This is a genomic window from Flavobacterium glycogeni (assembly GCF_048286775.1).
Classification (GTDB): domain Bacteria; phylum Bacteroidota; class Bacteroidia; order Flavobacteriales; family Flavobacteriaceae; genus Flavobacterium.
Map to the genome: position 1 here is coordinate 63,732 of NZ_JBLVPV010000012.1, position 21,155 is coordinate 84,886.

Consider the following 21,155-nt stretch of genomic DNA (forward strand, 5'->3'; position numbering starts at 1 on the left):
GATAATATTTGTTTTTTTAATGGAATATGGAATTCGCATAGTTGCATTAACTTTTACGACCAAATTACGGTCATGCTCATTTCATATTGATTTTTTAATTATTAGACCTTCGTTATTTACTTTACGAATCGTATAATTGCCATTTCGGTTATTAGAAATAACAGTGCAAAGATAACAAACCATTTCCAAATTTGATTATCAGTTCTGTCAGTTTGTAAAGTGTCAAATAGCGATGGGATTGATTCGATTGTTTTATAGTCCGAAAGAATATTGTCATTGGCTGAAGCCAAATCACTTTCGGTTCTGTTGTAATTGAAACTGATGTTTTCAATCCACTCCTTTTTATTGTAAATGCTGAAATTTCCCGCTTGTTCCGGATAATCATTGAAAGTCATTTTGACTTTATTATTCAGAATTTGTTGGATAGGAATAAATTGTTCGTCCAAGCCTTTTACAGTTAAAATAGCGTCTTTGTTTAACGATGCTTCGGTCAAGTGCGGGTTATTATTCCTTATTATCAAAGCATTTACACCGTTTTTTTGGTTGTTCATCGCCATTTTGTAAAATGTAGGTACAATTAATGGAGATTGTTGGAAATTTGAATTTTCGATGTTAATAGGAGCTGCAAAAACAGCAACTGCTGAAACTGAATTTGCTATCGAAGTCAAGAAAACACTTTGATCTTCATAAGATAGAGCGGCAGGACTGGAGCTGGATAATACAAACGAACTTTTTGTTTTTGGATATTGAAAATTAGTCACTTTATTTTCAAAAACACTATTGAATATAGGATGATTAAAGTTGATTTTAGTAATCAGTTTTTCTCTGTTTTCTAAAGAATTGAATGTAAGATTTCCAAAATTAGACACCAAAGAATTCATATTTGTAATTGAACTTATTGCAGAAGGAATTACAATTAAATTGCCGCCTTTTTCTACAAAAGATTTCAAAGTGGTCGCCAAAGCTTGCGGAATTTCATCCAATTCATTTAAAATAATCGCGTCTTGTTCTTCCAGTTTATTGTAGTCTAATGCGCTTAAAGTGTAATTGTTAAAACTGAATTCTTCACTGGTGTAAATTCGGGAAAGAAAGTTGCTTTTTACCGGTTCTCCAATGCTGATAATATTGGTTTTCTTGGTTTTATAAATACTGAAATACAACGTGTTATCATAATTCAACCCATTGTCAACTATAGAAAAATAGCCGTGAAAGGATTGTTTTGGAATCGTAAAATTCAGATTTTTTTTCTTTGTGTCTAATTTTACTATTGTCTTCGCAATGAGCTTGTTTTCATTGTATAAAGAAATAGGAATCGGGTTAAAATCATCTCCATAACCGGATATTTGGACGCTAATTTCATAAAAATTTTCTAATGTTTTATTGATAAAAACACTATCGATAGAAACATTGTTTTTTTGCTCTGCTTTTGGGATTATAAATAAAGGAGAATCAGTTGCGTCACTATTTTTCAGTTGTTTTTCATCAAGACCAACGGCGTCGGTAATGATAACGATATCCTTTTTAAAAGCTGATTTATGCGCTTTTATTTTTGCCATTATAGTAGTAAGTTGGAAAGGAGTGGCGCTGTATTTTAGATTCTGTAAAGCACTACGTACCGACTTTATATCCGTGTTCCAATAATTTTCGGAATTAGTGAGCAAAGAAAAATTTACATTTTCCGGAGTTTCTTCGAGTAATTCCTGAACGGCTCTTTTTAGTAATTCCCCTTTTTTGCCTTTGGCTTGCATACTAAAAGAATTGTCCAAAATAATATACAATTCATTGCTGGCATTTTTACTGTCTTTTGACTCAAAAAATGGCTGCGCAAATGCTATAATAATACACGTTAGTAGTAATAAACGACAGGCGAGAAGCAACCATTTCTTGATTTTAGAGCTTTTTCTGGTTTGGATCGAAAGTGCTTTTAAGAAACGAACATTAGTGAAATGTTCTTTTTTGAAACGGCGTAATTGAAACAAATGAACCAAAATTGGAACAATCAACAAGAACAGAAAGTATAAAATTTCGGGATGTTTAAAATGCATTCTGAGGTTGAGTTTACTTCACTGGATTTTATTTTCAATGGAGTTCATTGAATTTCGTGAGTCAAAAATACAAATTTGTTGACAGTTTTAGATGAAGTTGTTATAATTTTTCAAAGGAATAAACAATTGACATTCATTATGGATATAATGTGTATTTTAGCTTTTCAATAAAATTTAAAAACATGAAAAAACCGTTTGCTGTTGTTCTGTTAATTTTCATTTTTACAAGTGTTCAGTCACAAAAAAATAAATTCAATTTACTGATTGGAACCTACACCCAAAGTTGTGACAGCAAAGGAATTTATGTATATGATTTTGATTCAAAGACAGGTGATTTCAGTTTTAAAAATGCGACTGAAAAAGTTATAAATCCGAGTTATTTGACGGTTTCAAAAGAGAATAACTTTATTTATTCCGTAAATGAAGATGGTGCTGAAAGTACGGTAAGTTCTTTCAGTTACAATCCATCAAGCGGAAAATTAGACTTAATCAACAAACAAAGTTCAAAAGGCGCTGATCCTTGTTACATTATAAACGATGATAAAAATGTGATAGTTGCCAATTATTCCGGTGGGAATATCTCCGTTTTTGGTAAAAATAACGACGGAAGTCTTGCTGAAGCAAAGCAAGTTATTCAGCATTATGGAAAAGGAATTAACACGCAAAGACAAGAAGGTCCTCATGTGCATATGGTTCACTTTTCTCCAGATAAAAAGTTTGTTTTGTCTAACGATTTAGGGAATGACAAAGTGTATTCGTATGCCTATAATCCTAATGCTACCAGTACTGTTTTAGAATTAAAAGATAGCATTTCAGTGAAATCTGGAAGTGGACCAAGACATTTGACGTTCAGTAAAGACGGGAAATTTGTTTACCTATTACAGGAACTTGACGGAGCGTTAACCGTATTCAGTTATTCAAACGGGATATTGAAAAAGATTGATGAAACCACCATTTTAGCCAAAGATTTCAAAGGGGATTTTAGTTCTGCGGATATCCATATTTCGCCTGACGGGAAGTTTTTATATGCTTCCAATCGTGGAACGGCAAATGACATTTCTATTTTTAAAATTCTGAAAAGCGGAAAATTAGAATCGAAAGGACAAACGAGTACTTTAGGAAAAGGACCTAGAAATTTTGTAATTGACCCAACTGGAAATTTTCTTTTGGTAGCACATCAATATACCAATGACATTGTAATTTTTAAAAGAAATAAAACTACGGGAGCACTTACAGATACTGGAAAAAAGATTGCTTTGTGTTCTCCGGTTTGTTTGGTTTTTACAAAGAATTAAAATATATACGATTCAAGAAAAAAGGCTAAAAATGATACTCATTTTTAGCCTTTTTTTATTACTATTTATTCTTGTCTTTTCTCTTTTTGTCTCTGGTTTTTAGCATGTTTCTATTTACAGAACCGTGCGTTTTTTTCTTGGTTACCCCAGGTCCACCTAAATTGACTTTCTTATTCTTTTTACTTTTCTCTTGAAAAGCACCATCTCCGTCAAGTTTCTGTTTTTTCATCATAAACTTAATCGGTTGCCTGTCTTTTTCAGGTTCAATTAATTTTGAAGAAACTTCAACCGTTTCCGGGAAAGGTTCGATTGCTAGTTCCATGTTCATCAGCACTTCTATCTCGACTTTAGATTCTTCTTCACGAGGTGCGATAAGACTTATTGCGGTTCCTGTAGCATCTGCACGACCGGTTCTACCAATTCTGTGCATATACAATTCAGGCATTTCGGGCATCTCAAAATTGATAACGTGGGTGATATTGGAAATATCCAAACCTCTTGCCATAATATCAGTAGTTATAAGTCCACGGAGATTTCCTTCTTGGAACGACGCCATCGTACTCAAACGATAATTTTGTGATTTATTAGAATGAATTACCCCAAATTGCCCCTCAAAATCTTCTTCGATACGTTCGTGAACCATATCTGAAATCTTCTTATTATTGACAAATACTAAAACACGACTCATGTCTTCGTTGTTTTGCAATAAGTGTTTTAGAAGGTTTATTTTAGTATTGAAATTGGGAACATTATAGGCAATTTGTTTGATGTTTTCCAAAGGAGTTCCTGATGCTGAAAGCGTAACTTCTTCCGGATAATCAAAATAATCATTCAAAATGGCATCCACTTCATCTGTCATAGTTGCCGAAAATAGTATGTTTTGACGTTTTTTAGGCATCATGGCCAAAATAGCGGTCAATTGGGTACGGAAACCTAAATTAAGCATTTCGTCAAACTCATCGATTACCAATTTTTGCATTTCTTCAAAACGAATCACATTATCCAGCGTTAAATCCATGATTCTTCCTGGAGTTCCCACTAGTATGTCGCAGCCTTGATAAACGGTTGTTTTTTGAGTATTAATGTTGACACCTCCAAAAATACCAACAGTACGAACCGACATGTATTTTGTCAATTTTTCTACTTCTTCCACTACTTGCACTACAAGCTCACGCGTAGGAACCAGAATTACTATTTTAGGAGTATGTCCCGGAGTGAATTTATATAATTTTAATAAAGGCAATAGATATGCAAATGTTTTACCGGTACCGGTTTGTGCAATTCCCATCATATCTCTTCCAGACATTATCACAGAAAAAGTTTTTTCTTGGATAGGAGTTGGAGATGTAAATCCTAAATCATCTATTGCTTTTTGTACAGATTTAGGGAGATTGAATTGTTCGAAAGTGCTCATTTGCTTAAATTTTGTGCAAATATAGTCTTTTTGAAAGTAAAATTATAAAATCAACTACATTCAAGAAAGGAGCAGTATTTTTTGTGCTATTTTACTTGAATTTTAGCTCCCATGACAAAGCAAGGGAATAAATCCAAAAGTAATTTCCTTGGTCAAATATTATTTCTTGGTGTGAAACTCCAAATTGGGTTCCCCAAGCATTTTGCTTATTTGAGGAAGTGAAATAATATCCAAGATTGATCCTTTGGGATTTTAAGTCGACGAATTTTGCGGCATCTTCATTGATGTTGAACTGATTAATTTCAGGAGAAAAACCCACGCTAAGCGATACCCCTAAATAATTATCTGCATCACTTCGGTATTTTCGGTATGTAAAAGTACCCGATTTACTGGTTCCTGTTTCTCCCGGAGTTATATAGGGACGAAAAGCCAAATAACTATTTCCGGTGTACCAACCGACAGAGCCAGTATATATGTTTGTCGTTGTGCTGTATTTCAAAGTTCGTAAACCTAAGGAAACTTCGAAACTTTTAGGTAAAGATTTGTATAATTCCAAACCGTATCTTACATCTGGAAAAAGAAAAGATTTTGAGAGACCAATATTTACATAAGCATAAAGACCTTTTACAATTTTAGGATATAAATCAATTTCATATTGCAATCCATTTTCATTAAATCTTCTGTTGAAATTTACTCGTCCTATAATACTTCCATATTTAGTTTGTCGCTTGTACGTCAGTGTATAATATTGCATTGGATCAAAAACATCAGAATAAATATCCACCGAAGAAGTTATTCCTATTGCATTTTGGCTTAAAGCATTATTTAAACTGACTTTATAATCTTTTGCTTTTTGGTCGTTAGGATTCTGAGTCAATATTAATTCAATAGTATTTAATGCTTCTAATGAATTATTTGTTTTTTCTTGTGCACTCGCCTTTAAATATAATATTTCGGGATCATCAGGGAAATTTTTCAAAGCCTCAGTTGTCATTTCTAACGCAGGATAAGGCATATCTCCCCATAATTCATTTTTAATTGCTGCTTCCCAGATACTTTTATTCTTGGTATCTTTCTCGAAAATAGTAGTAAACTCTTTTCGGGCTTTTTTGTATTCGCCATCCCATGAGTACGTTGTCGCTAAAAAGGAACGGATTTCATGATAATTAGGATATTTAGTCAGAATAGACAGCAACGTATCTTGCGCTTGTTTTCGTTGTTTATTAAAAGCCAATTCACGAGCTCTTTCAAAAGAACTGTCAGGGTCGCCATTGTATTTTTGTTCTTGTCCAAACATTGGAAAAGCAACTAAAAATGCCAATATAAAAGTGAATTTAATACCTATTTTTGGAATCATTATTTTAAAGATTTTTTAAAAGTTAAATAGTTAGTATTTCCTGGATATTTTTTCAGAAGATCATTTATTATACTATTAGCATCTTTAGGATTATTCATTCGTTTATATGTCTCTGCCAGTTTGAAGCTAATTTCTGGATTTTTAATTCCATTACTTACTGCCTTATTTGCTATTTCAACTGCTTTATTATTCTGATTAGACCACCAATAAACATCCATTAATGCCAGATAACTGTCGTTCTCAAAAGGAGTTCTTTTAATAGCACTTAACAATTCAGATTCAGCAATTGGAAATTTTCCTTCCCAAGCCAGCATTCTTCCTTTTAAAGTTCGTACTTCGGAATAATTAGGAAGTTCATTTAAAATGTAATTACACAACAGTTTTGCCTTTTTATAATCTTTTTTAAACGCAAAATCTCTTGCGAGAAGAAAAGTCTGGTCAAAATTCAAACCCTTTGTTAACTCTTTAATTGTCGCTAATTCAGTCTTTGAAAATTGAACTGCCGGTTGTGAATAAATATTTAAAGAAGCGGGGAAAATTTTATTTTTCTTAGTTAAATAAGCGTTTAGTTTTTTAAAACTCAATAAGGAGTCTGCTATTATTTTAGATATTTTTTCTTCATGAACTTTATAAGTCCCAAAATTTTCATTTATTTTATATAATTCTCCACCGGAATACAAATAATCTTTATAAATATAATCGTTGATGCTTCCTTTATATCTCATTAAAGGGATTTGGTGAATATTTCTAAATTCTTTTGCTGTATCTAATCCCTGACCCATCCAAGCTGTCTTCTCAAGCTTGTTAAACTTGTAATTATTCATTAAAAAAGAAAGTAAACTTGGGGTTACATCCCAATGAGACGAAACAGATTTAAATTTCTCTGCTTTTTTTAACATCGGGCTATAGATCAATAGCGGTACATGAAAACGACATAATTCATCTTTTTGAGGGATAGGAATCAATCGGTGATCGCCTGTAATGATAAAAATGGTGTTATTGTATTCCGGTCTTTTGGCGTAGGCCTCCATGAAGTTTTTAATGGATGTATCCGTATAAAGAAGTGCAGCAAAAATATCTTTATAGGCTTCTACTTCTCCTTTTTTAACTCCCAAAGTCTTATTCGTATTTACAATGGCATCAACCTTTTTCAAATAACCATCTTTTGAAGGAAAATCAAAAGGTTCGTGATTCGAAAGTGTCATTATAACATCTAATCGAGGCATTTTTTTGCTATCTAGTTCAGATAATGTTTTTTTGAATATTTCGGCATCGGGGTATCCCCAAGAGAAACCACCTGAATTCTCTTTAGTCTTTACATAACCAGAACCAAATTTATTTATATCAGTTACATGGTCGATATCATTGTATTCCAGAAAATTTATTTTTCTGTCAAAGCTTGAATCGTCACCAGTATAATAAGATGTTGTGTAATCATTTGCTTTTAGCACGCTTATTAGCGAAATGTGCGAAGGAAGTTGGCCTAATTCCATAAAGCCTTTTTCACCATAAGGTAACGATCCCAATAATGATGATGCTACACCAAAGGTTCTTCCAGTATTACTGACGAAGTTTTCCCAATAGAGTGATTTTGAGGTTAAGGAATCGAGGTAAGGTGTAAAGCCTCCATAAGCGTTTTTTCCTATAAAATCGCTGCCTAACCCTTCTGCCATAATTATTACAATATTGGGTTTTTCACTTTGAATGTTAAAAAACGGAGCTAATACATCTTCTGTTTCTTTAAATGGCTTCATCAAAGGAAACTCTTTCTTGTAAAACAAATTAGAAACGTCTAATGCATTTTTTTCATTTTGAAACTTAATGATATCTGTAGTCAGGAAATTAAGTTTGTTTTGAAAAACTGCACCAGATGAATCCGGAACTACAAGCTTTAAACTACCTAAAATAATTATAAAAATGAAAGAAGTCGCAAAAATTTGTCGCCCATTTGTGTACTTATTCAAAAGATAATTTATTCCCAAATACAATAATGGCATTATTATAAAAGGCAAAAAATAGAGAAAGGACAATGATTCAGATGCTGTAACTGTTGTGTACATATCATCCATAGAATATCCCAATAGATCTGCTCCCAGATTTATATGTGTGGTAAGACTGTATTTTACCAAAGCAAATTGAATAATGATAACCAAAGCAAATAAGACTTTAATTAATACTACTTCAAGTGGCTTTTTTATATAAAGTAATGCGAAATAAAATGGAATGAATAATAATCCGATAGCAATTCCGGCCCAAAAGTCATTGAGTAATTTATAGATTAAAGTGACACCAATATTCTGATTTTCGGAATAATTGGATACAGTTGAGTAAATTTCAAATAAAGTTAATAACCAAAATGTAACAATTAATGAAAAAGTTAAATAGATATAGACATAATTATTATTAAAATAATTACTGTTTAAAATGTTCTTAAATTTTTTAATCTCCATTTTTTTTAAATTATACCTTAAATATTTATGCTTTTGTCATTCCTTTTCGTGTCATATCTCCCCATTCAATTTTTTTGTAAAAATAATAATCTATATTTCCTTTAATTGCTGAGTATAGAATATATGGATGATTGACAAAAGGTTCCAGTAAAGCTATCATTACTAATTTAAATCCTATTGACTTCTTTTTATATTGATGATAGGTAAGTTCCTCTGAAACTATTGCAACTATAGAAAAAAGCACCGAAAATAAGTAGGCCAAAATAATAAATGCAAATGTATAATCCCATCTAACTTCATTAAGAACGGTAAGAATTCCAAAATAAATGATACCTGCGACTTCTATAATAGGCGCCATTCTTTCGAAAAAGAACCAATACGGGTAACTGATAAGTCCCAATGAATTATATTTTGGATTAAATCCTATTTTATTATGTTTTTTAAGTGTTTCGATAGTTCCACGAGTCCATCTGTTTCTTTGGGAAATAAATGTTTTATAATTGTCTGGAGCTTCTGTCCAGCATAATGGGTCAGGAATATAAGCGACTCTATATTTTTGTTTCTCATCTTCCATGTATCGCCTCATTCGCACAATAATCTCCATGTCTTCCCCTACGGTATTGGTGTCATAACCACCAACTGTAATCGCTATTTTTTTGTCAAATAAACCAAAAGCCCCGGAAATAACTAATAAACCATTTAGTCTGCTCCAAGCCATTCTTCCTAATAAAAAGGCTCTTAAGTATTCTAAAATTTGCCCTTGTTCCAGCCAAGTTTTAGGAAAGTTCACATCAAGTAATTTACCGTCTTTAACAATACATGAATTGGCGATTCTGATTACTCCACCGGCAGCAATTACCTTTGCATCAGTTGTTTCTAGAAATGGTTTAATCATTTTTTGAAGTGCATCTTCCAATAGCAAACAATCTACATCTATACATGCAACATATTCATTTTTACTTACATTCAGCCCCATATTTAAAGCATCTGCTTTTCCTCCGTTTTCTTTGTCAATTATAGTTAATTTATCAAATGCAGGATTTGTAGACTTATAAATACCTTTTCTTAGTGGCTTGGTTTTAATTTGTTCGTTGATATGATGATCTATTTGAATCAAATCGTACGCTTCAATAAGTTTGCTTAGACTATCATCTTTACTTCCATCATTTACAATGATAACATCATAATTTACATAATGACTTGATAACAGTGAACGTACGTTTTCAACAATGTTTAAACTTTCATTATAGGCAGGAGCAATAATTGAAATTGATGGAGAAAAAGTCGAAGATAATATTTCCTTGTAATTAACAAAACTATTTTTTTTTACATATTCAATAGTCTCGATAATAGAAATTACTCCTAATATCATGTAAGAGGAAATTGCAATTACAGAAAAAACAAGAAAGAAATAATGAATTATTGACATTATAATTTCTACACTACTTGTATTCATAGTCAATTGGTTTTAAGCTATTAATGATTTTTGAAATTCGCTCTCATGCAATGGGTACTCTTCAAAATTGATATTCTTCAAAATTTCCATCACTAATAGCTTAATTTCAAAATTTTTATGTTGCATATGTTCCAATAAAAATGCTTTGTCGCTACTTTCATATACATTTCCCATCATTTTAAGAAAAGCGATTTGCTCTTCATTACTACGTTCAGCAAAATTAGTTTTCAAAATATTTTTGGCTTCAATAATATTCAAATGACTCAATGCAGCAATTGTATTAACTCTTACGTTTTCACTTTTATGACTTAACAATTCAATAAGTTCTTCTTTTGCTTCAAATAGATTGTAAACTCTGGCAAGTTTTAAAGAAAAAATAACTACTGAATCATTTGAAGATTTCAACCATGGCCTAATGTCTGCAATTTCAGTATCATTAGTTACTTGAAGTACTTCTAGCAACTGAATCTGATCCCACTCAGATAAAGGGGTCTCTATAACATTCAAAAAAGCAAGTCCCTTAAAAGAAAATAAATGAATCAAGTATAATTGCATTTCCTTACGAACTTCTTTTTTTGGATGGTTGATGTTATTTATTACTACTTTATGAACTCCTTTTACTTTAAACTGTGTAAGTTCCCTTATACCGATAGCAATAATGTCCCATTTTTTATTTCTCAGTTTGGCTAATGAATAACTTAAAAGCCCTAATTCAATGTAAAGTTTATCAATAGATTCAGCTATTTCTCCGGATATTTCATTTCTTAACTTCAATAATGTTGAAATTACAATCTTTCTTTTAAAAGGGTCGACAATACAAGTTTTCAATTCGTCGATAATTGATTGTTGTTCCAAACTAAAAGTATCATCATCATTTCCGGCATACAAATAGGTTATGAGATGGGTTTCATATTCCTCTTGGTATTTAGCCTCTATCCTTTCATTCTCTCTTAAATGGTTTCTTAAGTATTTAAGATACATGATTAGCATTGTAATAATTACGAAAAAAATACTGCTTAGACCCCATGCCAATTGAATTATTGGTGAAGACTGTTTAAGATTTTCTAAAATATATACGTTTTCGTTCATATCCCAATACTTTAATTTATTTGAAATATTAAACCAGTAATCTTTTAACCCGGATTACTAATTCATGAGGACTTAAAGGCTTACTCATAAAATCAGTAGCTCCTAAATCGAATGCTTTAAGTACAATTTCTTCTTGTCCAGCTGACGAAAAAACAATAATTGGAGTTTGTAAATTCAATTTATTTCTTACGTGACTGATTACTTCTAGTCCGCTAACAAAAGGCATCATAATATCGGTCAAAATTAATTCCGGTTTGTGCTCTTCAATTAATTCAATTGCTTGTTTTCCGTCTATTGCTATAAGAAGTTCATATCCTTCTTTTTCCAATCTAAATTTCAGTAGTAATGAAAGGACTGAATTATCTTCGGCTAAAACTATTTTTTTGCTGTTACCCATTAGTCTTATTGGTTTGAATTAAGTAACAGGAACGATATGTTGTCGTATTTTATAGTGCCAAACCTCAATAACTACAGAGGTTGCCTCTAAGAACAAATACTACATTATTTCAATCACATTACTTAAGTTAATAATTCAGATTTAAAATGCTGAAAAAATAATTGGTTAATAGTATTATTAATTACCCTTTTTATTTTGTTCTAAGTAGACTCGACTTATTTATAATTTGAGTTTTTATTTGTTTAGTGATTTTTTTAATAAAAAAAGTTATCATTTTTAACTTTATTTTATTAGTAATTTTACTAATCAAATATAATGTAATTTTTTTGAAAACATCCGATAAAGTGCAAAAAAAATAGATTAAGTGTTTAAAAGTGAGTTAAATAGTATGATTTTAAATAAAATTTCAACAAAATTTACACTTCAATTTTTTATAAAAAGAATGTTTTATAAAAATTAAAGGCATCTTTTTAATCAAATTTTTTACTTTTCTGAAAATTGGGATAATCGATTTTTAGATTAGAGAAACTTAAAATTTTTCAAAAACTCCCAATCCAAATAATGCAAAGTCATATTTAGCGGGATCAGTCGGGTCGAATTCACGTAGTCTTAAATCTAATTCGGCTAATGCTTTTGCATCATTTTGTTTTCGGGTCAGCAATCCTAATTTTCGCGCTACATTACCGGAATGCACATCCAAAGGACAGGATAAAGAAGCTGGAGAAATACTTTTCCATATTCCTAAATCGACACCTTTAGTGTCTTGGCGCACCATCCAGCGTAAATACATGTTGATTCGCTTGGCGGCAGAATTGTTCAGAGGGTCTGAAATGTGTTTTTGAGTTCTATATTGATGCGGGATTTCAAAAAAAGTTTTCTTGAATTCATGAATGCTTTTTTGCATTGAATTGGTCCCGACGCTTCGGGATTGATTGGTACTAAAAACAGCTTCCAATCCGTTGTGGTTTTTATAAATATGCTGTAAACTTCTGATAAAGCTTGCAAAATCCTGTCCGTTAAAAGTCCGATGGACAAAAGATTCTAGTCGCTCCAAATCATTTTCGGTATGTGACATAACAAAATCATAAGGTGCATTCCCCATTAAATCCATCATTTTATGGGAATTTTTGATAATCATTTTGCGATTGCCCCAAGCTATTGTAGCACTTAGAAAACCGGCGATTTCGATATCCTCTTTTTGTGAAAATAAATGCGGAATTTGGACAGGATCACTTTCTATGAAGTCAAGTGTGTTGTACTGTATCACTTTTTCGTCGAGGAAGGATTTGAGTTCAGAATGATTCATAATTGAAACGCAGATGACACAGATTAAAAAAAATATTACAGATTACAGCAAATACGCTTAGCCCAGATTACTGCACTTGATTTCTATTTTCATAGAAGTTCAGTGAACTTCGTTTGCAGTGTAAATCCTTTCTAGTCCTGAAACAAGTTCAGGACTAGAAAGATTGCAACGTATAGCTGGAAATAGCTTCTAATTACTAATTTGTCCATCTATCATTACTAGCTTTCTATCGGCCATATTCGCTAAATCTTCATTATGGGTTACAATAACGAAGGTTTGTCCCAACTCATCACGCAATTTAAAGAATAATTGATGCAGGTTTTCAGCCGAAGCAGTATCTAGATTTCCCGAAGGTTCATCTGCAAAAATGATGGCAGGTTTATTAATCAGCGCTCTGGCCACAGCCACACGTTGTTGTTCCCCGCCGGAAAGTTCATTGGGTTTATGATTCATTCGATGGGAAAGTCCAAGATACGTCAGCAGTTTTTTTGCTTCTATCTCCGTTTCCAGTTTTGATTTATTGGCAATAAAAGCGGGAATGCAAACATTTTCTAATGCTGTAAATTCAGGTAATAATTGATGAAATTGAAAAATAAAACCTAAATTTAGATTTCTGAATTTAGATAAGTTTTTGTCATTCATTGTCAGAATGTCCTCATTGTTGATGCACAATTCAATTCCGTTTTCAACGGTTGGCTTGTCTAAAGTTCCAAGGATTTGCAAAAGTGTTGTTTTTCCGGCTCCCGAAGCACCAACGATAGAGACAATTTCTCCTTTTTGAATATGTAAATCAACCCCTTTCAACACATGTAGTTGATCGTAATATTTATGTAGATTTTTGGCTTGTATCATTTTGAAACTGTTTTCACAAAGAAACAAAGATTTTAATGATTATTAAATGCATCGCAATATATTTTGCTTTGACAAAATATAAACTTTAGTTAATATCGGATAATCGGTTCGTTTTAATGAATAAATTTGATTCTAAATCGGGAATGATGAAAAAAATAATTGGAATTTTTCTGGCACTATTGCCTTTTTCATTTTGTGCGAAAGAAAAGAATAGTACTGTGCCAAAAAGTAAAGAAACAAAAAATATGGAAATACAAAACGGATTGGAAATTGCAACCTTTGCAGGAGGTTGTTTTTGGTGTACCGAAGCAGTTTTTTTAGAATTGGCGGGAGTGAAAAAAGTTGTTTCGGGATATATTGGCGGCAATACTGTAAACCCAACGTACAAGGATATTTGCAATGGAGATACCGGTCATGCGGAAGCTATTGAAATTACTTTTGATCCTAAAGAAATAAGTTTTGGAGAACTATTGGAAATATTTTTTGCCACACATGATCCTACTACGTTAAATCGTCAGGGTAATGATGTTGGGACACAATATCGTAGTGAAATTTTTTATCACAATCCTATTCAAAAGCAACTCTCCGAAGATTATATCGCTTTGATGACCAGCGAGAGTACATTTGGCAAACCAATTGTAACCAAGATTTCTGCAGTTTCTAAATTTTACGAAGCCGAAGACTATCATCAAAACTATTACAATCAAAACAAAACACAAGGATATTGTAGTTATGTAATTACTCCAAAAATTGAGAAACTGAAAAAAGTGTATCAAGACAAGCTCAAAAAATAATTGGCATTGGATTTGTACAGTTTTCTGAAAAATTGAAATAGATATGACAGAGCAAGCACAGGTTATAACAGAAAACAATAAAACTAGAAATCTTATATTAGGAATTCTCTTTGATGCAATAGGATTGCTATCGTTTACAGTTCCGCTAGTTGGTGAGTTCTCCGATGTGATTTGGGCACCTTTGGCAGGGTTTCTAATGACTTGGATGTATAAAGGAACCATAGGACGAGTAGGAGGAGTCGTCACTTTTCTGGAAGAAATTTTACCCTTTTCGGATTTTATACCAACGTTTACATTAACTTGGATTTATAATTATTGGATTAAAAACAAAAACGCCTCGTAATTGAGGCGTTTTTGTTATTCTTTAAAAAGAAATCCCAATCCCATGCGTTTCAGCATCTTTTTTTCGAATGCCCAAAAGAATTTGAACTGCCCGAAAAGAAATCCAATTAGGACTAAAAGCACTTGGTATATTGGAAAAATTAAAATTAATCGCACTGGTGTAAACCAATAACCCAAATCTGATTTTGTAATTCCCAACCAAAAACAAAATGGTTTTGACAACCATGCTGAAGCCGAACCGGTAATTGCAAAAACAATAAATATGATGGTGAGTTGGAAATTAGTGTCTATTCCCCAACGTTGTTTTAGTTTGTTCATTTTTATTTATAATGATTACAAATATAGTAACATTATCTTATGGGGACATAACCAAAAAGTTTTTGTTTGTACGTGTTTTGAAAATAAATCATGTAATTGTAAATCAAATAATTTACCTCATACCCATAATCAATGTTAGAATCATAGTTGATTGTCATTTCATACAGATTGGGATTATATCGTTGCGGTTGTAAAACACGACTGTTCCATTCGCTAATCCAAATTCGATTTTTGTTTTCTAAATAAGATTGGGAATGATAGTTTCGCGGTAAAGCTCTTGAGCTAAGCCACGAACTAAAACCGGAATCAATAATAATCACTTCGTATTCAAGGGCATCGTTGGCAATTCGTACGGTATCGCCTTGAGTTGCAACTGGTTTATCTGTTTTTGAAAAACTTGAATTTGAAGTTTTACAACTAAAAAGAGAAACTAAAATAATCGCTAATAGGTAAACACTATTTTTCATAATCAGAAAATTGAATATTAAATTTACAAAATTAAATGGTTTGTTATTAGTGTTTTAACAAAAAAAAGAGGTTGTCTTTTTTTTGGACAACCTCTTTCAAATAGTTATGATGGTAGACTAGCTTAATATACTAATGATTTGTTGTGCTAATTCAGTACCAATTCTGTCTTGAGCTTCTCCGGTTGCAGCCCCAATGTGTGGAGTCAACGAGATTTTATGATTCATCAAAATAGCCATTTCAGGAGTTGGTTCGTTTTCAAAAACGTCTAATCCAGCGAATAATACTTTTCCGCTGTCCAATGCTTTTACTAGAGCAACTTCATCAATAACACCACCACGAGCACAGTTTACAATCCCTACACCGTCTTTCATGATTGCCAATTCTTTCTCTCCAATGATGTAACCATCTTGAGCAGGAACGTGTAAAGTGATGAAATCAGCTTCTTTGAACAAAGATTCCAATGATTGCGAAACGATAGTAGTTGTAATCGATTGACCGTCAAAAAACTCTACTTTAACATCAACTTGTGGGATAAACATATCCGCAGCAATTACTTTCATTCCTAAACCTAATGCCATTTTAGCGGTAGCCTGACCAATACGACCAATTCCTACTACTCCAAGCGTTTTTCCTCTTAATTCAACTCCATTTGCATAAGCTTTTTTCAAACCTTCAAAATTAGTATCTCCTTCAAGAGGCATATTTCTATTAGAATCATGTAAAAAACGTACACCGGAAAATAAGTGTGCAAAAACCAATTCTGCCACTGATTCTGATGACGAAGCCGGAGTATTTATTACGTGAATTCCTTTGCTTTTAGCATAATCCACATCAATATTATCCATTCCTACACCACCACGACCTATGATTTTTAATCCTGGGCAAGCGTCAATGATGTCTTTGCGAACTTTAGTTGCGCTTCTTACCAAAACTACACTTACATTATTTTCGTTTACAAAATTAGCTACTTGTTCTTGAGCTACTTTTGTAGTTATAACTTCAAATCCACCTTTTTCTAAAGCTAGAATTCCACTTTTTGAAATTCCATCGTTGGCTAATACTTTCATTTTTTATGTCATTGCGAGGAATGAAGCAATCCCATCCTCATAGTTATTTATTATTTTATTTTTCTGGAGCTATTTCCCGCTTTCCATTGCAAATGAAATTCACTGAACACCAAAATTAAATATTAACTTGGTGAAGTAATCTTTTATGTTTTTAAAGAAAAAACATAAAAGGATTTCCATTTCAATCGGGGCTAGATGTCCAGTAAATCTAATTTTATATGTTTTTAAACTGAAAACTGCGACTGATTACTGAACATTTTTTTCAAGTTCTTTCATTACATCAACTAATACTTGAACACTTTCCAATGGAAGTGCATTGTACATAGAAGCTCTGTAACCACCTACGGAACGATGTCCAGGTAATCCAGATATTCCTGCAGCTTTCCACATCGCATCAAATGTTGGAGCATGCGCTTCATCATTCAATAAGAAAGTGGCATTCATATTGGAACGGTCTTCTACAGCTGCAGCGCCTTTGAACAAAGGATTTCTGTCAATTTCTGAATAAAGCAACGCTGCTTTAGCATTATTTATTTTTTCAATAGCAGCAATTCCGCCAAGGTTTTTCAACCATTGTAATGTCAATAATGAAGCATAAACGGGGAAAACAGGAGGAGTATTATACATACTTTCTGCTTTGATATGTTTAGTGTAATCCAACATACTTGGGATAATTCGGTCGTTTTTAGCAAGAATTTCTTCTTTTATAACAACCAAAGTAGTTCCAGCCGGACCCATATTTTTTTGTGCTCCTGCATAAATCAAATCAAATTTAGAAAAATCCAATTCTCTTGAAAAGATATCAGAACTCATGTCACATACAAGTGGCATATCAACTGATGGAAATTCCTTCATTTGTGTACCAAAAATCGTATTGTTACTGGTGCAATGGAAATAATCAGCATCTGCAGGTACAGTATATCCTTTTGGGATATGGTTGTAATTTTGTTCTTTAGAAGAAGCTACAACAACGGTATCTCCAAAAAGTTTTGCTTCTTTTATAGCGCCAGAAGCCCATGTTCCTGTATCAAGATAAGCCGCTTTTCCGCCTTCTTTCATTAAGTTATAAGGAACCATCAAGAATTCTAAACTGGCTCCGCCAGCAAGAAATAATGCTTGATATCCTTTGCCTTCAAGGCCTAAAAGTTCAATAACAATTGCTCTAGCCTCATCCATAACGGCAACGAAGTCTTTACTTCTATGCGAAATTTCTAAAAGGGATAACCCAGAATCGTTAAAATTTAGTATAGCTTGTGCTGATTTTTCAAAAACTTCTTGTGGTAAAATACAAGGTCCTGCGCTGTAGTTGTGTTTTTTCATGGTGTAGTTTAAGTCCAAAAAATTAAAGTGCAAATTTCGGGAATAGGATTTTAAAAGGCGTTAAATAATTCGAAATAATTAAACATATTTCAACTATGTTGTTAACAAAAACGAAATAGTATCGATGTTATCTGCGTAATTCCACAATTTAGGTTTTTGGGTTTGCCCAAAGCCAATACTGTTCTCTATAAGATTGTCACTTACAATGCACTGAATTTGCTCATTTTCTGATTGTAACCTTGTTTTCAAATCATTGATGTCATCATAAAACTCATAAAACACACTAGAAATAGGCGAGGCATGGCTTTGATCTTCTTTTATTGTCAAAAAACCATTGTCCAATAATTTGAAATTACTCATCAGGAAAACGGCTTTGTTGTAATCGTAATTATTCGCATATTTTTCATAATGTATCACGTCTTGGTACTCAAATATGGCTTCAAAAAAGGCGTCAAATGAGTATCCTTTTGGAACAAAAAGTTTAGAAACATTGCGACAACCCAATCCAAAATATCGGAATATATCTTCGCCTAAAGCAGTTAGTTGCTCTTTGGTTTCTTTTCCATTCAAAACTGCAATTGAGTTCCTGCTTTTTCGAATGATAGAAGGTTTGTCTTTGAAATAATATTCAAAATAACGGGCTGTATTATTACTTCCTGTTGCTATTACAGCATCAAAGTTTTCTAATTTCCCTTCTACAAAAGTGATGTTGTTGGCTAATTCAGAATCAACTGCAATAATGTACTTCGCTAAAAAAGGCAACAAATGCTGGTCATTTGAGGATGTTTTTACTAATACATTATTTCCTGTAATTAAAACCGACAGGAAATCATGAAACCCCACCAATGGAATATTTCCGGCAAGAATTAAGGCGATGTTTTTAGGTTCGTTTATTTGAAAATCATAAGCAGAAAGCCATTGATTTAAGTTTTCTGCAGTTAATGCTTCTGCCCAAGATTGAATGGCAAAATACACTTGTTCCGGTGTATACCATCCATTATGGGATTGAGATAATTTTATTAATTCGATAAAATCATCAAAAAACAGATCGTTGTGCAAAACAGTTGGATTCTTAGAAGTATTATCTTCGGAAAACTGACTTAAGAATTTCCCTAATTCAACAAAAACACTTTTTTTTGTTTCTAATGTCATAATGTTTGCTTATGAATAGTTTTGATTGTAATTTTGCACAAAAATAAGGATAAAGTAATTAGGCATTGTTAAAAAAACATAAGTTTTAAAAACAAACTTTAAACCTAAAACTTTATACTTTTAAACAAAGAACAATGGCAATTATTATAACAGACGAATGTATCAATTGTGGTGCTTGTGAACCAGAGTGCCCAAATACAGCAATATACGAAGGAGCAGATGATTGGAGATATAAAGACGGAACAAAACTGAAAGGAAAAGTAATTTTACCTGATGGTTCCGAAGTAGATTCCGATGAAGCTCAAACTCCAATATCAGACGAAATTTACTATATTGTACCGGGTAAATGTACCGAATGTAAAGGTTTTCACGATGAGCCACAATGTGCTGCAGTATGTCCTGTAGACTGTTGTATCCCTGATGATAATCATGTAGAAAGCGAAGAAACGTTACTAAATAGACAAGCGTTTTTACATAACGAATAAAGACAAAATTTTAATGTTAAAAAAAAATCCTGAGTTAGAACTCAGGATTTTTTTTTATTGTATTCCGAAATAGATTATTTTTTGATAATTACAAAAGTTTCTACAGTTATTTTGTCTGTTTTGTCATCATAGGATTCTAAAACTAAATTCCCATTGGCATCAAAGTAACCATAGGAAGTTTTGTTTTTTGAACTATAGATGTAGTTATTATTTGATGTTTTTCTCAAAACAGCTGCTTTTTCTTCATTAGGTTGGTATATAGTATATCCACTCTCAGCTAGTTTAACCTGATATTTTTGTCCGTTTAAATCATAATAAGCTGATCTGTCAATGTCAACAATATTTGTAACTCCATTTGCAGTAATCGAAGTAATTGCAGTAACTTCAACCGGTGTTTCTTTTCTTTCTTTGTTTAAAGCATTAGAGTCAGCGTCTTTTAATTCAATTTTTTGAATTTCTTTTACTTCTTGAGTTTTTATTGATTTTTTCTGACCATCAGAATTTTTCACAGTAGTAACTGTCGTTTTAACTTCAGATTTAACATTTTTATTTTGAGCTTGAATATTTATTGAAAATAGAAAAGCAACCATTCCAAGAATTATAGTTTTCATAATATTTAATTTAGTATTAATATAAATCAAATTTACAACCGTCTGGCTGATCAGTTGTTACGTAATTATAATAAAAGATTGTATAATTTACAGAAAGTGCTACAAGGAGCATGTTTTATTTTTTTCTTGCGACAATTACATAGGTGTCATACGCATAGGTTTTTCGGTCAATTGTTCTTATGATTTCAAAGTCATTTAAATATAGAAACAATTGTATTTCATTTAAGGTAAAAACGCGAACTGTAGAAAAATCGTCTGCAATTATTTCCTTTTCATCATTTTTCAAGGTGTAATATTGCGCGGTCCACTCCAGCATAAAATTTTCTGACGAAGTTGTTTTCCAGTTACTGTTTCTATAATATTTTACTCCATCATATTCAGCATTGTGAATTATGATTTCATTTTCTTTAGTGAAAGGAATAAATCGATTGGCATCAATAAAATCAAAAATGAGAATTCCGTCTTTGTTTAGGTTTTTATGAATAGAGTCAAAAGTATTGTTCACATCTTCATTTGTTATTAAATAACTGGTGGAGCGTCCCGTAATTAGGATGCAATCAACCGGTTTTTCAAGTTCAAATTCTCTCATGTCGCCATGTATGAAAGTACCGTTTTTATTCCTCTCTTTGGCAATTGCAATCATACTTTGACTATAATCCAGACCAATGTAATCTTGATTGTTTTCCTGAAATCGTTTGGCAAGATTTCCTGTGCCACTGCCAATTTCCAGTATGGTTTTACAATTGTTTTCTTGGATTAAACTATTGTAAAAATGATACTCTTCATCATAATCAATAAAGGTTTGATACATAGCATCAAAAATTGCCGCCATTTTTCCGTCATAAAGATTTGTCATGATAGTTGTGTATTAAGTACTAAATTTAGGGAGAATAAACGAAATAAAAAAAGGACTGTCGAAAGACAGTCCTTTTAAATT

20 protein-coding genes are annotated in these 21,155 nt (G+C 32.3%); 4 read left to right on the forward strand and 16 right to left on the reverse strand.

All coding sequences use genetic code 11. The features are described from left to right. Positions 1-116: 116 nt before the first annotated feature. Positions 117-2,045 (reverse strand): BatA domain-containing protein, encoded by a 1,929-nt coding sequence (locus ACNQGX_RS11185; RefSeq protein ID WP_417976282.1) that lies wholly within the window; start codon positions 2,043-2,045, stop codon positions 117-119. Between the two features lie 182 nt (positions 2,046-2,227). On the opposite strand from ACNQGX_RS11185, the gene ACNQGX_RS11190 reads away from it, so the two are divergent. Next, positions 2,228-3,340 carry a lactonase family protein gene (locus tag ACNQGX_RS11190; protein ID WP_417976284.1) on the forward strand — a complete coding sequence of 371 codons (1,113 nt, stop codon included), beginning with the start codon at positions 2,228-2,230 and terminating at the stop codon, positions 3,338-3,340. A 61-nt stretch (positions 3,341-3,401) separates the two neighbouring features. Here the strand turns inward: ACNQGX_RS11190 and ACNQGX_RS11195 are convergent, their stop codons facing one another. From ACNQGX_RS11195 to ACNQGX_RS11230, 8 genes are all read right to left on the reverse strand, one after another. Beyond that, positions 3,402-4,754: a DEAD/DEAH box helicase gene (locus tag ACNQGX_RS11195; RefSeq protein WP_417976286.1), complete on the reverse strand. Its 1,353-nt coding sequence runs from the start codon at positions 4,752-4,754 to the stop codon at positions 3,402-3,404. Between the two features lie 91 nt (positions 4,755-4,845). Further along, positions 4,846-6,111: a YaiO family outer membrane beta-barrel protein gene (locus tag ACNQGX_RS11200; RefSeq protein WP_417976288.1), complete on the reverse strand. Its 1,266-nt coding sequence runs from the start codon at positions 6,109-6,111 to the stop codon at positions 4,846-4,848. Continuing rightward, positions 6,111-8,561, reverse strand: a complete 2,451-nt coding sequence (locus ACNQGX_RS11205) for a sulfatase-like hydrolase/transferase (protein WP_417976290.1) — start codon at positions 8,559-8,561, stop codon at positions 6,111-6,113. The genes ACNQGX_RS11200 and ACNQGX_RS11205 overlap by 1 nt, the downstream gene beginning before the upstream one ends. 25 nt (positions 8,562-8,586) lie before the next feature. After that, positions 8,587-10,017, reverse strand: coding sequence for a glycosyltransferase family 2 protein (locus ACNQGX_RS11210; protein WP_417976292.1), 1,431 nt, complete (start codon positions 10,015-10,017; stop codon positions 8,587-8,589). Positions 10,018-10,029: 12 nt separating this feature from the next. Then, entirely contained in the window at positions 10,030-11,106 is a 1,077-nt protein-coding gene (locus ACNQGX_RS11215) for a HEAT repeat domain-containing protein (RefSeq protein WP_417976294.1), read from the reverse strand. Positions 11,107-11,134: 28 nt separating this feature from the next. After that, entirely contained in the window at positions 11,135-11,503 is a 369-nt protein-coding gene (locus ACNQGX_RS11220) for a response regulator transcription factor (RefSeq protein ID WP_417976296.1), read from the reverse strand. A 529-nt stretch (positions 11,504-12,032) separates the two neighbouring features. Beyond that, a complete protein-coding gene (locus tag ACNQGX_RS11225) occupies positions 12,033-12,809 on the reverse strand; it encodes a TIGR02757 family protein (protein ID WP_417976298.1) in 777 nt (258 codons plus the stop codon). A 189-nt stretch (positions 12,810-12,998) separates the two neighbouring features. Beyond that, positions 12,999-13,661 carry an ABC transporter ATP-binding protein gene (locus ACNQGX_RS11230; protein ID WP_417976300.1) on the reverse strand — a complete coding sequence of 221 codons (663 nt, stop codon included), beginning with the start codon at positions 13,659-13,661 and terminating at the stop codon, positions 12,999-13,001. Positions 13,662-13,906: 245 nt separating this feature from the next. On the opposite strand from ACNQGX_RS11230, the gene msrA reads away from it, so the two are divergent. Further along, positions 13,907-14,455 carry a peptide-methionine (S)-S-oxide reductase MsrA gene (gene msrA, locus ACNQGX_RS11235; RefSeq protein WP_417976375.1) on the forward strand — a complete coding sequence of 183 codons (549 nt, stop codon included), beginning with the start codon at positions 13,907-13,909 and terminating at the stop codon, positions 14,453-14,455. 43 nt (positions 14,456-14,498) lie between these two features. Beyond that, a complete protein-coding gene (locus ACNQGX_RS11240) occupies positions 14,499-14,798 on the forward strand; it encodes a hypothetical protein (RefSeq protein WP_417976302.1) in 300 nt (99 codons plus the stop codon). Between the two features lie 14 nt (positions 14,799-14,812). On the opposite strand, the gene ACNQGX_RS11245 is transcribed toward ACNQGX_RS11240, so the two are convergent. The 5 genes from ACNQGX_RS11245 to ACNQGX_RS11265 all read right to left on the reverse strand — a co-directional run bounded on the left by ACNQGX_RS11245 (position 14,813) and on the right by ACNQGX_RS11265 (position 19,122). Further along, complete coding sequence (locus tag ACNQGX_RS11245) at positions 14,813-15,115, reverse strand: DUF6787 family protein (protein ID WP_131916863.1); 303 nt, start codon at positions 15,113-15,115, stop codon at positions 14,813-14,815. A 32-nt stretch (positions 15,116-15,147) separates the two neighbouring features. Then, the gene (locus ACNQGX_RS11250; RefSeq protein ID WP_417976304.1) at positions 15,148-15,582 is read right to left on the reverse strand and encodes a DUF6146 family protein; all 435 of its coding nucleotides are present in this window, start codon (positions 15,580-15,582) and stop codon (positions 15,148-15,150) included. Between the two features lie 117 nt (positions 15,583-15,699). Then, positions 15,700-16,650, reverse strand: a complete 951-nt coding sequence (locus ACNQGX_RS11255; RefSeq protein ID WP_417976306.1) for a D-2-hydroxyacid dehydrogenase — start codon at positions 16,648-16,650, stop codon at positions 15,700-15,702. A 246-nt stretch (positions 16,651-16,896) separates the two neighbouring features. After that, positions 16,897-17,970, reverse strand: a complete 1,074-nt coding sequence (gene serC / locus ACNQGX_RS11260) for a 3-phosphoserine/phosphohydroxythreonine transaminase (RefSeq protein ID WP_417976308.1) — start codon at positions 17,968-17,970, stop codon at positions 16,897-16,899. A gap of 93 nt (positions 17,971-18,063) precedes the next feature. Continuing rightward, on the reverse strand, positions 18,064-19,122 hold the full coding sequence (locus ACNQGX_RS11265; RefSeq protein ID WP_417976310.1) for an acyl-CoA reductase: 1,059 nt from the start codon (positions 19,120-19,122) through the stop codon (positions 18,064-18,066). 134 nt (positions 19,123-19,256) lie between these two features. Here ACNQGX_RS11265 and ACNQGX_RS11270 point away from each other — a divergent pair, with 134 nt between their 5' ends. Continuing rightward, positions 19,257-19,607, forward strand: a complete 351-nt coding sequence (locus ACNQGX_RS11270) for a 4Fe-4S dicluster domain-containing protein (RefSeq protein ID WP_417976312.1) — start codon at positions 19,257-19,259, stop codon at positions 19,605-19,607. 74 nt (positions 19,608-19,681) lie between these two features. On the opposite strand, the gene ACNQGX_RS11275 is transcribed toward ACNQGX_RS11270, so the two are convergent. Together ACNQGX_RS11275 and ACNQGX_RS11280 are read right to left on the reverse strand one after the other, a co-directional pair. After that, positions 19,682-20,218: a hypothetical protein gene (locus tag ACNQGX_RS11275; RefSeq protein WP_417976314.1), complete on the reverse strand. Its 537-nt coding sequence runs from the start codon at positions 20,216-20,218 to the stop codon at positions 19,682-19,684. A 115-nt stretch (positions 20,219-20,333) separates the two neighbouring features. Next, positions 20,334-21,074, reverse strand: a complete 741-nt coding sequence (locus ACNQGX_RS11280; protein WP_417976316.1) for a class I SAM-dependent DNA methyltransferase — start codon at positions 21,072-21,074, stop codon at positions 20,334-20,336. Between the last annotated feature and the right edge of the window lie 81 nt (positions 21,075-21,155).